Origin of the sequence: Streptomyces sp. 2131.1 (assembly GCF_900105515.1) — a bacterium.
Lineage (GTDB): Bacteria > Actinomycetota > Actinomycetes > Streptomycetales > Streptomycetaceae > Streptomyces > Streptomyces drozdowiczii.
In genome coordinates, this window is sequence record NZ_FNSY01000001.1 from 1,919,063 (window position 1) to 1,934,876 (window position 15,814).

Consider the following 15,814-nt stretch of genomic DNA (forward strand, 5'->3'; position numbering starts at 1 on the left):
ACGGATCTCCAGGGGGACGGGGTCGGTGGCCGGCGGGCCGGGGGCGCCTCTCAGAACCGGGTCTGCGGGCGCACCGCGTGCGACAGGTCGATGAGCCGTTCGTACTCCGCCGGCCTCCGGCGCTGCCGGGCCAGCCAGCGGTAGCACTGCTCCAGTTCGGCGCGGACCGCCCGTTCGCCGGGGACGGGCGGGGGCGGGAGACCGCTGCGCGGCCATGTCCGTTGCCTGGGAGGGGGATCGGCCGTGGCGCGGACCGCGTCGAGTTTCCACTCGTACAGTTCCGTGCGGAGCAGCCAGGCCGCCTCGTCGCCCGCGACGACCGGGCCGGCCAGCGCGGCCAGCGCCGCGTCGATCTCCCCGGGGCCGGGCAGCGGGCGGTCGCCGGAGGCCAGTCGGGCGGCCCGGACGCGCAGGGCGGCGACGCGGGCCACGGTGTGGTCGCGGGACTCGTCGGGGACCAGGTCCAGGACCCGGACGGCTGCGGTCCGGTCGCCCCGGGCCAGGGCGAGCCGGGCGAGGCCGAGGGCGGCGCCGACGTGGGAGGGGTTGCGGGCGTGGACCGCGCGGAAGAGTTCGTACGCGGACGGGCCCGCGCCGGGCCCCACCTGCTCCGCGCAGTAGGCGAGGGCGAGCTTCGCCGCGTACTCGCCGGGCAGGGCGCGGTGCACGGCCGAGAAGTGGCCGTGGGCGGCCTCCAGCAGCGCCTGCCGCTCCTTTACCCGTACGTCCGCTTCGCGCAGCGCGACCAGACCGCGGTGCCAGCTGAGGCGCCACTGCCGCACCGGGCCCGGTCCGGGGATCGCGGCCGCCGCCTCGACCTGCTCATGGGCCGCCCTCGGCGCCTCGGGGCCCTCCTGGCCGAGCAGCAGCCGGGCGTTGTGCAGGCAGATCTCGACGGACCGCTCCCCCTCGGCGGGCTGGGCGAGCGGCTGGCCCGGGTCGTAGCTGCTGACCCCGAAGCGGGCGGCCTGCGGGTCGCCGGGGTAGGGCCGGGGCACCGGCAGGCGGCGGGCGATCTCGGTCGGGGTCGGGGTCCCCGGGTCGAGCGTGGGCGCCGGGGGCGCTTCGCGGCGGCTGTGCAGCGGGCGGCGCAGCCAGTGCGCGTAGTCCGGGACCGAGCCCAGGCGGGCGCCGAGGAGTTCGGTGGAGGGCGTGAAGTGCGCGGAGGGCTCGGGCTGGTCGCGCTTGCCGCGCAGGGCCCGGATCTCGCGGAGCACCCCGCGCAGCTGTCCGGCCATGTCGTCGGCGGTGCCGAAGCGTTCCTCGGGGTCGTCGGCGGTGGCGCGGGCCAGGACGAGCCGGAAGGAGCTGATGCCGAGGCCGGGGACGTCGTCGCCGACCGCCCAGCGGGCGAGTTCGCCGAGGGTGACGCCGACCGTGTGGATGTCGTGGGCGACGGTGAGGGGCTTGGTGCCGTCCGTCTCCGGGGCGGCGAAGTACGGGGTGATCACGGGGGGCGGGTCGACGCTGCCCGCCTTGCGGACGCCCCCGAGGTCGATGACCTTGATGCCGTCGAGGTGGTGGATCACGTTGGACGGCTTCATGTCCCCGTAGAGGAAGCCCATCCCGTGCAGATGGGACAGGGCCTCCAGGATCTGGCAGCCGTAGGTGGCGACGTGTTCGATGTCGAGGACGAAGGCGCCCCGCCGGACCGACTCGACCAGCGCGGACAGGGTGCGGTCGCCGACGTCCTCCATGACGATGTAGCCGCCGGAGACCGTGCCGTCGGCGTTGGCGGTGGAGACGAAGTCGCGGATCTGCACGATGCGTTCGTGCCGGATGGCGACCAGGCTGCGGCGCTCCTCACCGGCCTGGGCGGCGCCGCGCTCCGCGTAGCGGTTGAGGAGGCCCTTGACGGCGACGAAGTCCTCCAGGTGGGTGTCCTCGGCGAGGTAGACCCAGCCCTGTCCGCCGTGCGCGATGGGGCCCCGGATGACGTACTGGTCCTGGAGCGGCGGCCCGTCCTTGGTGAGTTCGGGGCGGTACGAGTAGCGCGCCCCGCACGCCGGGCAGTACCCCTCGTCCGGGGGCGGCGCGGCGGTGTGCGGCGGGACGAACGCGGTGTCGCAGGACTTGACGGAGCAGGTCATCACGATGCGCACGGGGTGCTCGGCGGCGGCCAGCCGTTCCGCCGGGCTGCCCGGGTCGAGCAGTGGGAGTTCGAGGAGTCCGGCGGGTCCGTGGTCCTCGGGTGCTGCGGGCAGCGGCGGGAGGCCTGGGGCGGACTCGTCGCGGCCGCAGGTGTCGCAGTAGCCGGTGGGCCGGACGGCGCCGGTGCAGGGGCCGCCGGTGAAGCGGCGGTGCGGGCAGGGAATCCTCATGGGCGGCCCACGGGGCCGGTGCGCTGCCCGGGCATGCGGCCCGGCGCCCCCGCGACGTCGGCGCGCAAATCCCGCAACAGCTGCTTCAGGCCCACCAGCCGGGCGTGCGGCTCGGACAGCCCGCGCAGCTCCCCCAGCCGTTGCCGGCGGGCCGCCGGGTCCGTGGCGGGGCGCGGGGGCGCCGAGGCGGAGTCGGTCAGACCGTCCAGGCGGGACCAGGTGCGCTCCATCCGTTCCGCCCGCCTCAGCAGCTCCTCGGCGCGCTCGTCCAGCGCCGGTAGGAGCAGGTCGCGTTCGACCGCGCCGGGCGCCGCGCCCTCCGTGCCGCGTACGACGATCAGCAGCCGGAAGCCGAGGGCGCGCACCCGGGCGAGGACGCGGACGAGCGCCGCCGGGTCCCGCTCCTCGTCCAGGCCGACCACCGCGAGGACCGGGCCCGCCGCCGGGCGTCCGGCGAGGGAGCGTTCGGGTTCGTCGCCGCCTTCGAGGAGCCAGTCGCGGTAGCGGTTGCGCTGGTGGAGCGGTGGGCGCAGCTGGGCGACCAGGGTGTCCACCAGTGCGTCGGGGGTGCCGCGGCCGCCCTGGTGGACGAGGTGGGCACGGTGCAGCTGGTGGCGCAGGGTGCGGTCGCGGCCGCCGCCCGCCGGGATGACGCTGAAGCGCACCGAGGCCTGGTCGGCGCCCGCGAACCAGCGCCGCAGCCGCGCGGCGAAGGCGTGGTCCCAGCCGTCCGGTCCACTCAACTCGGCGACCAGGGGCACGAGTTCCGCGATGCGGTCGACGGGGATCATGTACGAGAAGGCGAGGTCGTTCTCGGTGGGCAGCTCCATCTCCAGGTCGCCGCGCCAGCTGACGACGACGCCGACGACGCTCTCGGGGCGCTCGCCCTCGCGCCCGGTGTGGACGGCGGCGCCGCTGAAGCCGGGCCGCACCACCTCGGCGTTGGTGCGGGCGTCGAGCTGCACCCAGTCGCCGTGGAGGCCGCTGATCCGTGCGGCGAGCCACATGCCGTCGGCGTCGAAGGGTGCCGCGTAGCCGCCGAGCCACACCTCGGCGCCGCGTTCCAGGCGCCGGGACAGGGGCGCGGGTTCGGCCTGGGGGCGGGGGCTGTCCAGGGCGAGGACGGCGATGTCCTCGCGGCCCCGGAGCCAGCCGTCCGGTGCGACCCGGGCGGCGACGGGCGGGATGCCGGGGTTCTCGGCGAACTCGACCCACATCCGGGTGTCCGGTTCCCCGACGACGTGGGCGCAGGTCAGCACCCTGTCCTGGGTGATCAGCACCCCGGCCCCGCACACCGGCTCCTTCGGGTCGTCCCGGCGCAGTCGCAGCCGCCAGTCCGCTCTCAACTCCCCCATGGTCGAAGAGCGTACGCGCGCACGGGCTCCGCTTCCCAGTGTCCGGACACAATGGGAAGCGGAGCCCCGTGGGTGCTCACCCGCAGTGGAAGCGGGCGTTGCCCCAGTCGGCGTGGTCGTTGCCGTTGCCGTCGCCGCCGTCACCGGCGATCAGCTCGACGTACTTGGCGCCCGTGACGTCGGCCGTGAGCGACCAGGCGGCGTCGGGTGCCCGCAGGACCGGCGACTTCACCTTCTCGGTGCCGTCCGCCTTCACGGAGAACTGCACGCTGCCCGCGGTCTTCTGGACGTCGTCCACGCCGACCTCGGCGGTGAAGGAGGTGCACTGTCCGCCGAGGTAGTAGCGGATGGAGGCCGGGGCGTGGCTGCCGAGGCCCTTCTCGTAGACCGTGGAGCCGATGGTGAGGGCGGTGCCGTCGCCGGTACCGGTCTCGCCGTTGGACAGGTCGCGCTCGACCGGTCCCCAGCCGTTGGTGGTGGCCGTCCAGTCGAGGTCGCTGGCCCAGCTGTCCTGGGTGGGCGGCGGCGGCAGGGTGCGCACGGAGGTCTGCGCGCCCAGCTTCCGCTGCCCGTCGCCGGTGGTGTACGTGGCCTCGGAGGTGAGGGCGTACGCGCGGTACTCGGCGTCCACCGGCGGGGTGACCTGCCAGCTCGCGGTGGCCTTGGCGCCGGGTGCGACGGAGTCGAAGGTGACGGCGCCGGCGGGCTCGGCCTTCCAACCCTCGGGGAGGGCCAGGCTCACCGTGACACCGGTGGCGGCGGTGGACTCGTAGTTGGTGAAGCTCGCCTTCACGGTGTTGGCGGTGCCCGGCTCCAGGGTCTCGGCAGCGGCGGCGACCGTGAGCGTGCCGCAGGCCGCCCGCTCGCCGGCGGGAGCCGCGCCGAGGTCGGTCACGGTGAAGCCGTCGAGCACGAAGTCGGCGCCCTCGGGGGCGTCACCGCGCTTGCGCAGCCCGGTCCAGGTGTCGCCGCAGCCCGCCGTGACGGTCTCGGTGAAGTGGCCCGTGGTGTGCTGCGCGCCGATGGCGGTGGTCCGGGTCTCGACGGAGGCGGGCTTGCCGTCGGCGGTGATCCGGTCGTAGCCGTCGACCCACTCGTAGGCCCCGGCGTGGCTGGACTGGTAGTCGTACTCGACCTTGTAGCGGTGGCCGTCCGTCATCGGGACGGTCCAGGGGGCCGTGCGGTAGACGAGGCCGGTGTTCTCCTCGTGGGCCTTGAGGGACTCCTTGCCGCCGATCACGTCGTCGATCAGCTTCCCGTTCCAGCCGGCCTGGGTGTACGGGGCGTGCAGCTGGGAGATGACGGTGCGGGGGTCGGTGGAGCCGCCCGCGTCGCCCTTAAGGAAGGGGCCCCAGCCCTGGTCGACGTCCTCGAAGTCCTCGTGGACGACGGTGTTCCTCCGGGTGGCGGGGGCGTTGGCGACGAGGCGTACGTCGTCGGCGCGGACGGTGGCCGTGCTGCCCTTCGCGGCCTCGATGCGCAGGGTGGTGCGGCCGTTCGCGGGGGCCGTGAAGTTCACCTTGGCGCGCTGGAAGTAGGTGCCGTGCCAGTCGGACGCGGCGACGTAGTCCTCGGCGGTCGAGCGGTCCACGGCGACGGACTTCCCGCCGGCGGAGATCGTGGTGTGCCGGGTCCTTCCGGGCTCGACCTCGATGAGCGCGGATGCGGTGTAGCGGGCGCCGGGCTCCAGGCCGCCGATGCGCTGGGAGAGCGCGGCGGTGCCGGAGCCGGAGAGCTTCGCGCTGTTGCGGCCCTGGTCGTCGGTGTCGCGGACGGCGGTGCCGGTCCTCGACCAGTCGCCGAGGCGGCCGTCGTTGAAGCCGGGGTCGGCGACGAGGGTGTCCTCGCCCCACTTCGGGTCGGCGGCCTTCGGGGCCTGGTGCGGGTAGAGGACGTACGGCTGCCCGGCCTCGGCCTTCAGCGTGATCCGGCCGTCGAAGGGCCGGACCGTGCCCGTCTTCACACGGCCGTTGTCCGTGAGCTTGTAAACGGTGTAGGCGCCCTTCGAGGGCACCGCCCAGCTGCTCGTACCGCCCTTCCGGCTGTAGTGGTAGAGCTTCTTGCCGCCGTCCCACGGGAGCAGGTAGTCGGTGCCGCTGAGGACCTTGCGGCCGTGGTCGTAGAAGGTCCGTGCGCCGTCCTCGACCGTGCCGGTGATTCCGCCGGTGAAGGTGATGTCGTTGCCGTCCCAGCGGGTGATCTTCTGCTGCTGGAGGTACTTGGCGGGCAGGTCGCGCTGCCAGACGTTGTCGTAGAAGCTGTTCCAGTCGGTCTCGCCGGTCCAGCCCTCGAACTCGTCGATGGCGCTCTGGCCGAGGACCGGGTCGTTGTTCCAGACGTCCTTCTCGCTGTTGCGGATGAACCGGACGATCTTCGAGTTGAGGCCCTTGTTGGTGGCGCCGCCGTAGTCGAGGTCATTGGCCCAGTGCGACCAGAGCGAGGCCCGCTCGAACTTGTCGGCCCACTCGCTGGAGACGTTCCAGCCCTGCTTCTGGAGGGCCTGGACGGTCTTGTCGGCGATCCAGCCGTGCGTGTAGTACACGTCGATGTAGAGCATCGACAGGTTGGAGCCGGTCTCCTCGCGCAGCTGCTGGAAGCGCTTCGCGAGGTCACCGCTGTTGATGTCGCGGCGCTGGTCGATGTAGTAGCTCTGGCCCAGCCAGTTCCAGCCCGGCTTGGTCTTGTCGACGAGCTGCTCGTCGAACGCCTTCGCCTCCGGGTACGCCTCCGTGGCGTTGACGTGGACGCCGAAGGTGGCGCCCCACTTCTTGCCGTCCTTCAGCAGGGCGTTCAGGTCCTTCAGCCCGCCGGCGCGCTTGTTGTAGTCGCCGCCGTAGTCGGGGTGGGCGGAGTCGTGGCCCTCGGAGGCGTACCCCTTGAGGAGCGCGAGCTGCCCGAGGCCGTCCGTGGCGAGGGAGATCCGCTTGACGTCGTCCAGGGTGCGCAGGAAGGGGTGCGTGGCCTGGCTGGCGAAGTTGAACGGGATGTGGGTGATCACCCGGTCCGCGGTGTCCTCGCTGCCCGGCGCGACCACGCCGATCGAGCGGAACGCGACGGCGCCGTCCTGCCAGTCGACCGTGCGGTCGCCGTTGGCGTCGGGCGTGACGACGACCTTGGCCCAGGGCAGGGCGTCCCCGCTCTCCGGCTTCGGCGCGCCCTCGCCCCGGTAGGTCCACTGGCCGGACCAGACGGCGACCCGGGTCGAGCCGTCGTCCTCCTTGCGGGCCTGGTGCCAGAAGCGGGCGTCGTCGCCGCCGGTGGCGCCGGAGGGCTTGTCGTACGAGGAGTTGGACTCGACGGCGGCCGCGAGCGAACCGGTGTTGACGATCGCGTAGGTGGCGCCGGCGGGCGCGGACTCGGCGGGGGTGGCGCCGGTGACCGGTCCGAAGACGTCGGCGGTCTTCGTGGAGTCGGTGTCCAGCTTGGTGAAGGCGGTGGCCGCGCCGGCGTCGGTGCTCGCGACGGAGACCAGGTCGTGGCCGGGTATGTCGATCGTGGACACCCGGAACGCGGCGGTGTCGCGGACGGCGGTGACCTTGAAGGTGGTGGCGCGTCCGGACACCGAGAGCGTGGCGTCGATCTCGACCCCGGGCAGGTCGGTGAAGGCCAGCGTGTAGCGGGCGGACGAGCCGGTGACCTTCGGGGCGGCCTTGAGCTCCACCGGGTGCGCGGTGCCGTTCAGGGTGACGGCGGTGACCGGCCGGGTGGAGCCTGTCAGCCGCTTGCCGGAGGCGCGGTCGGTGTACGTGAGCACGCGCGGGAAGTCGGCCGCGACGGCGACCGCGAGCTGCGCGGAGGAGATGACGGGGCTGCCCGCGGGCACGGCCGTACCGGCGGCAGCGGTTGAGGGGGCGGCGGCCACGGCGGGGAGGGCGGTTCCCACCAGGGCCAGGACGGCTGCTGAGGCGGCGGCTGCGACGCCCACCGGAGTACATCGTGGTGACATGTGCACTGCGTAGTCGTCGGCTCCGCGCACCGTCAACGACGTACGGCCGCGACGGCCTCTCCAGTCCAACAACCGCCCTCCGTTAGTCCAAGAGGGGCGGAGCCGGGACATCCCGGACGCCGTGTTCAGTTTCTGATCACGCGGTGCGCGAGGGGCGGACGTCCACCCGGCAAGTGGCGCCCACCAGCGTCGAGTTGTGAAGAGTTCTTCTTTTTGAGAGCGCTCTCAGTCACAAGTCTTGACGCCCGTGCAGCGCGTCGCGAAAGTGGTGCGCACCGCGGACGCCCCCGCTCCACCTCCCCCCGCACGGTCCACCCGTCCGCGCCCCCCACGCACCCCGGAGTCGCCTCATGATTTCGCGCCGGAAGTTCCTGACGGGCACAGCCGCCGCCACCGCCACCGCGCTGAGCTACCCGCTCTGGGGCAGCGCGCTGAGCCCGAGCGCCTCGGCCTCCGCCGCCACCTGCGAACTGGCTCTGGTCAACAAGTCGCTGCCCGGCCGCGTCAACGCCTACGTCACCGGCCACGAGCAGGGCACCGACCGCTGGGTCCTGCTCCGCGCAGACGGCAGCGTCTACCACCCCGACTCCCCCTCGGCCCCGCAGACCCCGCTGCCGGTCGACTGCGCGATCCCGCTGAACGGGGCGGGCGGCGCGCCCGTCGTGCTGACGCTGCCGCAGATGTACGGCGCCCGGGTCTACTTCGTCCGCGACGACACCCTGACCTTCTACCTCAACCCGGGCCCCGCCCTGGTCGAGCCGGCGTTCGCCACGTCCACGGACCCGAACTACGGGCGCACCTGGTCGTTCTGCGAGTTCACGTTCAACCCGCAGCAGCTGTACGCCAACATCAGCTACGTCGACCTGGTGACCGCGCTGCCGATCGGCCTGACCCTGGAGGGCGACTCCACGCACACCGTCGCCCCGCTCCCCGACGGCGCCGTGAACCGGATCGCCGACGGCCTCATCGCCCAGGCGGCCGCCGACGGCCAGCCCTGGGACCAGTTGGTGACCCGCGGCGCGGACGGCAGCGTGCTGCGGGTCATCTCCCCGCAGAACCTGATGGCGCCCTACTTCGACCGCCCGGACCAGATGCCGTTCCGCGACCTGTTCACGGCGCAGATCGACGAGGTCTGGGAGAAGTACCGCTCGACGGACCTGCGCATCGACCTCCAAGGCGGGCGCGGGGTGCGCACCGGGCGGGTCAGCGGGGACACCCTGACCTTCGACGGCGGGCACACCTTCGTCAAGCCGGTCTCGAAGGACATCTTCACCTGCAACCACGGGCCGTTCACCAACAACCCGGCGGACAACGACGACAAGAAGGCCCTGCTGGCGCGGCTGGCGGCGGGCTTCAACCGCTCGATCATGCTCAGCCACCCGGACCAGCCCAACGGCACCTCGGTCGCCGACTACTACCAGGGCGCGGTGACCAACCACTGGTCCCGGATCGTCCACGCCAACAGCCCCATCGGCTACGCCTTCCCGTACGACGACGTTCGTCCGGACGGCGAGCCGGATGTCTCGGGCGCCGCGAACGACGGCAACCCGCGGCGGTTCACGGTGAGCGTCGGTTCCTGAGCCCACCCCCCACACCGGGAGGACCCCCGTCCGGGCGGGACGGGGGTCCTCTCTTCTTCATGCCGGGTGCCGGCGGGCCGCCGCGCGGGGTTCAGGCCGGTGAGCCCACCGCGAGTTCCCGCCGCGCGCGTGCGGCGGCGCCGACCGGTACCGCGTCGGAGCCCAGGCCGGACCTGACCAGCCGTACGGGGTGCCCGCTGACCGGGGGTTCGGCGGCCAGCGCGGCGAGGACGACCGGGCTCAGCAGCGGCCAGGCACGGCTGACCCCGCCGCCGACCACCACGGTCGTGATGTCGACGACGCCCGCCGTCATCACGATCGCCCGTGCGATGCCGTCACCGGCGGCCCGGAACACCGCGAGGGCGTCCTCGTCGCCGCCGCCCGCCGCCTCCGCGACCTCCCGGGCGGTCAGCCGCCGGCCGGTGCGCTCCGCGTAACGGGCGCCGATGGACCGGCCGGAGGCCAGGGTCTCCAGATGGCCCCGCCCGCCGCACGAGCAGAGCAGGTCGCCGAAGCCCGGAATGTGCCCGATCTCGCCGGCCGCGCCGTGCGGGCCGGTGAACAGCGCGCCGTCGCTCCACAGCGCGCCGCCGACGCCGGTGCCCAGGGTGATCCCGAGGACGTCTCGCTCGTCGCGGACCGCGCCGCCCGAGGTCTCCCCGTACAGGAAGGCGTTGACGTCGTTGTCCAGGAAGGCCGGGACTCCGAGCGCCTCCTCCAGTGCGTCCGTCACCCCGAAACCGGCCCAGCCGGTGAAGGAGTCGCTGGCGACCAGGATGCGTCCGGTGACGGAGTCCACGACACCGGCCGCACCGGTCCCGCAGGCGGTGAGCCGGCCGGGGGTGCGCTCCAGGAGCGGGGCCAGGGCGCCCAGGGCCGCGTCGGTCATGGCGCGGCCGCCCCGGTCCGCCGGGGTCGCGGTCTCGGCCCGGTCCAGGACGGTCAGGTCGTCGTCGCAGAGGACCACCTGTGTGGTGGTGCCGCCGATGTCCACGCCCGCGAAGAGCCTGCGGTCGTACGTGTTCACGCCTGGACCTCCGTCCGGCCGGCCGCGAGGGCGGCCAGGCGCTCGGCCCTTCGGCCGCGCTGGACCACCGGGTCCGGCACCGGTACGGCGGCCAGCAGGCCGCGGGTGTAGTCGGTCTCCGGGTGCAGCAGGGTCTCCCCGGTGGGGCCCTGCTCCTGGATGCGTCCGCCCCGCAGCACCACGACACGCTGCGCGAAGTGCTGGACGACGGCCAGGTCGTGGGAGACGAAGAGGCAGGCGAAGCCCAGCTCGTCCTGGAGCTCGGAGATCACTTCGAGCACGGCCTGCTGCACGCTGACGTCCAGCGCGCTGGTGGGTTCGTCGGCGACCAGCAGCCGGGGTTCCAGGACCAGCGCACGGGCCAGGCTGACTCGCTGGCGCTGCCCGCCGGACAGCTCCCGGGGGGCCCGGTCGGCGAGTTCGCGCGGCAGCCGGACGCGGTCGAGGATGGCGGCCACCTTGCTCCGCCGGTCCTTCGCGCTCAGGCCCTTTTGGTGGACCCTGAGCGGTTCGGCCACGCACTCGCCGACCGTCATCCGGGCGTCCAGCGAGGCGACCGGGTCCTGGAGGACCACGCCGATCCCCGCCCGCAGGGCCCGGCGGGCCCGGGACCTGGCGCGTCCCAGGTCGGTGCCGAACAGGGAGACCGTGCCGGAGGTCGGTGCGATCAGGCCGAGCGCGACCCTGGAGGCGGTGGACTTGCCGGAGCCCGACTCGCCCACCAGGCCCAGGGTCTGGCCGGGGTGCACGGCGAGGGAGACGCCGTCCAGGGCCCGTACGGCGTTCTTGCCGCGGCCGAAGACCACGGAGACGTCGCGGAGTTCGGCGACCGGCTCGGTGTCCGGGGCCTCGGCGGCGGCGGCCGGAGCGGCCTTGTCCGCCTCGGCCACCGACAGCCGGGGCACGGCTCCCAGCAGGCGGCGGGTGTAGTCGTGGGACGGGCGCAGGAGCACGTCCTCGACCGGTCCGGTCTCCACGATCTCCCCGTGGTACATCACGGCGACCCGGTCGGCGAAGTCGGCGACGACGCCCATGTTGTGGGTGACCAGCAGGACGCCGGTGCCGGTCTCGGCGGCGAGCCGGCGCAGCAGGTCGAGGATCTCGGCCTGGACCGTGACGTCGAGCGCGGTGGTCGGCTCGTCGGCGATCAGCAGGGCGGGGTCGTTGGCGATCGCCATGGCGATGACGACGCGCTGGCGCTGTCCGCCGGAGAGCTGGAAGGGGTAGGCCGCGGCCCGCTTCTCCGGTTCGGGGATGCCGACCTTGCGCAGGAGCGCGACGGCCTCGGTGGCGGCCTCCTTGGCGGACACGTCCCGGTGGTTGCGGATCACCTCGGCGATCTGCCTGCCGACCCGGGTGAGCGGGTCCAGGGCGGTGGCCGGTTCCTGGAAGACCATGGAGGCGGTCCGGCCGCGCAGCGCGGCGAGGTCGCTCTCGCGGGCGCCGACGACCTGGGTGCCGGCGATGACGGCGCTGCCGGTGGCCCGGGCGTTGCCGGTGAGCAGGCCCATCGCGGCGAGCGCGATGGTGGACTTGCCGGAGCCCGACTCGCCGACGAGGGCGAGCGTCTCGCCGGGTGCGACGTGGAGGGAGACGCCCCGGACGGCCGGTACCTCTCCGCTCTCGGTGGTGAAGACGACGCCGAGGCCGTCGAGTTCGAGGATCGGCCCGGCCTGCGGTGCGGCGGGGCGCTGGGTGGCGGTCATCCGCGTCCCCTCACGTCGAATGCGTCGCGGAGCCCGTCCCCGATCGCGTTGAACGCCCACACCACCAGGATGATGGCCAGGCCGGGCGGGATGATGAGCCACCAGTAGCCGGAGTAGGCGGCGGTGAGGCCGGCCGACAACATGCCGCCCCAGTCGGTGGACGGCGGCTGGACGCCCAGGCCCAGGTAGGAGACGTAGGCGACGAGCAGGATGGCATCGGCGATCTGGAAGGTGGCGGCGACGATGATGGTCGACACCGAGTTCGGCAGGATGTGCCGGATGATCGCCCGGCCGTGCGTACCGCCGATGGCCCGGAGCGTCAGCACGTAGTCGCGGTTCTTCAGGCTCAGCGTCTCGGCCCTGATCAGCCGGGACGGCACGAGCCAGGACACGAAGCCCAGGATCACGATCAGCCCGGTGAGGTCCGGGGTGGTGATGGCCGAGACGACCAGCAGGATGAAGAGGGCGGGGATGGCGATGCCCGCGTCGACGACGCGCATCATGACCGCGTCGATCCAGCCGCCCGCGTAGCCGGCGACGGCGCCCCACAGGGTGCCGATGACGGTGGCGAGGACGCCCGCGGCGAGGCCGACGATCAGCGACACCTTGCCGCCGTACATGAGCCGGCCCAGTACGTCGTGGCCGACGGCGTCGGTGCCCAGCCAGTGCGAGCCGCTGGGGGCGAGGTTGACCTGGTCGAGCAGCGTGTGGGTCTGGTCGGTGGAGTACACCAACGGGCCCACGAAGCAGAACAGGAAGAAGAAGGCGACGACACCGAGCCCGACGACCGCGAGCCGGTTGCGGCGGAAGCGCCGGACGGCGAGCCGGGTGCCGGACGCCGTGACGGGGGCGGTGGCCTTGCCGGGCACCCGGCCCGGCTGGATGACGGCGCTCATGCCCGGCCTGCCTTCACTCGGGGGTCGATGACCCGCTGGACGATGTCGGCGAGGAGGGTGCCGGTCACCGTGGCGATCGCGATGACGAGGACGCAGCCCAGGAGCACCGGGTAGTCGGAGGACTGCGCGGCGGTCCAGAAGAGCAGGCCCATACCCGGGTAGTTGAAGAGCTGCTCGACCACCAGCGCACCGCCGAACAACACGGGCACGTAGTACCCGAGCATGGCGACCACGGGTGTCAGCGAGTTGCGGAACACGTGCCGCCACAGGATGGCGCGGGAGCGGGAACCGCCGGCCCGCGCGGTCCTGACGTAGTCCTCGGAAAGGTTCTCCAGGGTGGCCGCCCGCATGTAGCGGCTGAACACCGCGATCATCGAGGCGGCGCCCGCGACCACCGGCAGCACGAGCGCCTGCGGTTCGGCGAAGACCTGGGCGAGCGTGTCGCCCTGGGGCGCCTGGGAGGGGAACCACGACAGCGTCTGGCTGAACACCAGGACCAGGACAAGACCGAGGAAGTACACGGGCGTGGAGTAGGCGATGAAGCTCAGCGTGGTGATGACGTAGTCCGCCGGCTTGTTGCGCCGCATGGCCTGCCACATGCCGAGCGGGATCGCCAGCACCAGGCCGACGACGGCCGACAGAACGGTGAGGAGCAGGGTCTTCGGCAGCCGTTCGGTGATCAGCTGGGACACCGGCTCGTTGAGGGTGTACGAGGTCCCGAGGTCACCGTGGACCAGCTGGTTCAGGTAGTAGAAGTACTGGACGGGCAGGGGCTTGTCGAGGCCCTGGTCGTGGTTGAAGGCCGTGATCTGCTGCGCGGTGGCCTGCGGGCCGAGGATCCCGCGTGCGGGACCCCCGGGCAGGGCGTGCAGCAGACCGAAGACCACGATCGTCACGATGACGATCACCACGACGGCCTGGAGGACCCGCCTGAGGAGGTACGAGGAAGTGCTCATGTGTTTTCCGGTCGCTTCGGCTCAGTGATGCGCGTGGTCGGCGACCCGGCTCACTTCTTGGTCCACTTCCACATGGCCGGGTGGAAGTTGGCGAGCGAGTCCTGGGCGAAGCCGCCGAGGCCGCTCCTGACGACGGAGACCTGGTAGTCGGGCTCCGGCAGCCAGATCACCGGGAGGTCCTTGGCCAGGGCCTCGCTGTACTTCTGCATGGCGGCGTCGGAGGAGTCGGTGGTGGTCTTCTCGACCAGCTTGTCCACGTCGGGGTTGGAGTAGCTGCCGAAGTTGGAGCCGCCGCCGGTCGCGAAGAGCGAGTCACCGCTCGGGTAGGCGGGGAAGTACCAGCTGCCGGCGCTGCCGAAGAAGGACAGCTGCCACTTGCAGCCGGAGTCCCCGGCCTTGCACTGGCCGGCCTGCGAGAGGACGGAGTTGACCGGTGCGGTCTTGATGCCGAAGCCGATGCCGGACTTGGCGAAGGAGGACTGGAGCGCGCTCATCAGGTTGTCGGTGACGGTCGAGCCCGACTGCGACAGCACCTGCATCTTGAACTTGGTGCCCTTGTCGACCCCGGCGCCGCACTGGTCGTCGCCGCTGCCGGCGTCGGTGCAGACCATCGTGCCGTTCTGCTCGGTCCAGCCGTGGTCGGTGAGGAGCTTGCGCGCCTTGGCGGTGGAGAAGGGGTACGGGTTGTTCTTCTGCGCCTCGGAGACGAAGGAGGAGGTCTGGCCCTGCGGGACGGGGCCGTAGGTGGAGACGGCGGTGCCGTTGAAGATGACCTTGGACAGGGTCGCCTGGTCCACCGACATCTGGATCGCCTGGCGGGCGTAGAGCTGCTTGAAGACGGGGCCCATGGCGGGGTTGTTGAAGTTGTACGGCATGTACGTGATCGCCCAGCCGGCCCACGGCTTGAGGGTGTAGCCCTTGGCGGTGAAGGACGCTTCCTGGCTGAGGTTGGTGGCGTTGATGTAGCCGTAGTCGACCGTGCCGGCCCGCAGCGCGTTCTCCTCGGCGTCCGTGGTGGTGAACGGGAGCAGGTTCACGGTCTTGATGTTGGCCTTGCCGCCGCCGTCGTACTTGGCGTTGGCCAGCAGCTGCACCTTGCCCGCCGTGGAGAAGGACTTGATGGTGTACGGGCCGCTGACCGTCTTCCAGAGCGGGTCGGTGGCGTAACCGGAGATCTTCTTGGCGGCCGTGTTGAGGTACGTCCACACCTTCTTGGCGCCCTCGGGGGTGAGGTCGAGGTCCGAGACCTTGCCGGCGTCGCTGGTCTTGTCCCAGACGTGCTGCGGCATCGGGCGGATCATGCTCAGCTCGTTGGCGAGCATCCACTGGGTGTTGTAGGCCTTGTCGAAGGTGATCGTGAAGTGCGTGTCGTCCACGATCTTCAGCGCGGTCCAGTTGTCCGGCGCCTTGCCCGGGCTGTAGCTGGCCCAGTCCTCCTTGTTGGCCTTGACCAGGTTGAACCAGAACTGCACGTCGCGCGAGGTGATCTGCTCGCCGTCGCTCCAGTGCCGGTCGCCCAGGGTGATCTTGACGCTCTTGCCGTCCTCGGCGAAGTCGGCGGCGGTGGCCAGCGAGTTGTCCTTGTTCCAGCCGACCTTGCCGGTGGAGCCGTCGTACGCGATCAGCGGTTCCCAGAGGGACTGGGATATCGAGGAGTTGTTGGTGTTCAGGTGGGCGGCCGTGCCGACCGGGAGGATCCAGTTCGGCGTGAAGTTGGCCGGCAGCGCGTAGTTGATGCTGTCCGACGAGCCGGAGCCGGACGAGGTCGTGCCCCCGCCGGAACAGCCCGACAGCAGGACGGCCGCGGTGGTGGCGGCGCCCGCGGCGAGGGCCCAACGACGGCTGTTCACCGTGCGGGTAAGGATCATGACACTCCTCGGTTCGGTAGGGCCCGCAGCCGCTCGGGAAGGTCGGCGCTGCGTTCACGACAGCTAACGCCGCCGTCACCGAAGAAACAAACAAGAATTAGTAACAAGTAAGTTACTGCACATTCGACGAAAGTCTCCGCGCCCCATTTCTCCCGACCC

The 15,814-nt window shown here is 72.1% G+C and carries 9 protein-coding genes; 1 reads left to right on the plus strand and 8 read right to left on the minus strand.

What is annotated here, in order from left to right; translation table 11 throughout:
* Positions 1-50 precede the first annotated feature (50 nt).
* The 3 genes from BLW14_RS08455 to BLW14_RS08465 form a co-directional block, all read right to left on the minus strand.
* Complete coding sequence (locus tag BLW14_RS08455; RefSeq protein WP_093705860.1) at positions 51-2,321, minus strand: serine/threonine protein kinase; 2,271 nt, start codon at positions 2,319-2,321, stop codon at positions 51-53.
* Positions 2,318-3,676 carry a S1 family peptidase gene (locus BLW14_RS08460; protein ID WP_177153923.1) on the minus strand — a complete coding sequence of 453 codons (1,359 nt, stop codon included), beginning with the start codon at positions 3,674-3,676 and terminating at the stop codon, positions 2,318-2,320. Before BLW14_RS08460 ends, BLW14_RS08455 begins: the two co-directional genes overlap by 4 nt.
* A gap of 76 nt (positions 3,677-3,752) precedes the next feature.
* On the minus strand, positions 3,753-7,622 hold the full coding sequence (locus BLW14_RS08465; protein WP_093710680.1) for an endo-alpha-N-acetylgalactosaminidase family protein: 3,870 nt from the start codon (positions 7,620-7,622) through the stop codon (positions 3,753-3,755).
* 350 nt (positions 7,623-7,972) lie between these two features.
* Here BLW14_RS08465 and BLW14_RS08470 point away from each other — a divergent pair, with 350 nt between their 5' ends.
* Complete coding sequence (locus BLW14_RS08470; protein ID WP_093705864.1) at positions 7,973-9,202, plus strand: glycoside hydrolase family 64 protein; 1,230 nt, start codon at positions 7,973-7,975, stop codon at positions 9,200-9,202.
* A 91-nt stretch (positions 9,203-9,293) separates the two neighbouring features.
* On the opposite strand, the gene BLW14_RS08475 is transcribed toward BLW14_RS08470, so the two are convergent.
* The 5 genes from BLW14_RS08475 to BLW14_RS08495 are packed head-to-tail and all read right to left on the minus strand — an operon-like array spanning position 9,294 to position 15,655.
* Entirely contained in the window at positions 9,294-10,229 is a 936-nt protein-coding gene (locus tag BLW14_RS08475; RefSeq protein WP_093705866.1) for an ROK family protein, read from the minus strand.
* Complete coding sequence (locus BLW14_RS08480) at positions 10,226-11,935, minus strand: dipeptide ABC transporter ATP-binding protein (protein WP_093705868.1); 1,710 nt, start codon at positions 11,933-11,935, stop codon at positions 10,226-10,228. The genes BLW14_RS08475 and BLW14_RS08480 overlap by 4 nt, the downstream gene beginning before the upstream one ends.
* Positions 11,932-12,831, minus strand: a complete 900-nt coding sequence (locus tag BLW14_RS08485) for an ABC transporter permease (RefSeq protein WP_018521330.1) — start codon at positions 12,829-12,831, stop codon at positions 11,932-11,934. The genes BLW14_RS08480 and BLW14_RS08485 overlap by 4 nt, the downstream gene beginning before the upstream one ends.
* Positions 12,828-13,787 (minus strand): ABC transporter permease, encoded by a 960-nt coding sequence (locus tag BLW14_RS08490; RefSeq protein WP_093705870.1) that lies wholly within the window; start codon positions 13,785-13,787, stop codon positions 12,828-12,830. The genes BLW14_RS08485 and BLW14_RS08490 overlap by 4 nt, the downstream gene beginning before the upstream one ends.
* A 50-nt stretch (positions 13,788-13,837) precedes the next feature.
* A complete protein-coding gene (locus BLW14_RS08495; protein WP_093705872.1) occupies positions 13,838-15,655 on the minus strand; it encodes a peptide ABC transporter substrate-binding protein in 1,818 nt (605 codons plus the stop codon).
* Between the last annotated feature and the right edge of the window lie 159 nt (positions 15,656-15,814).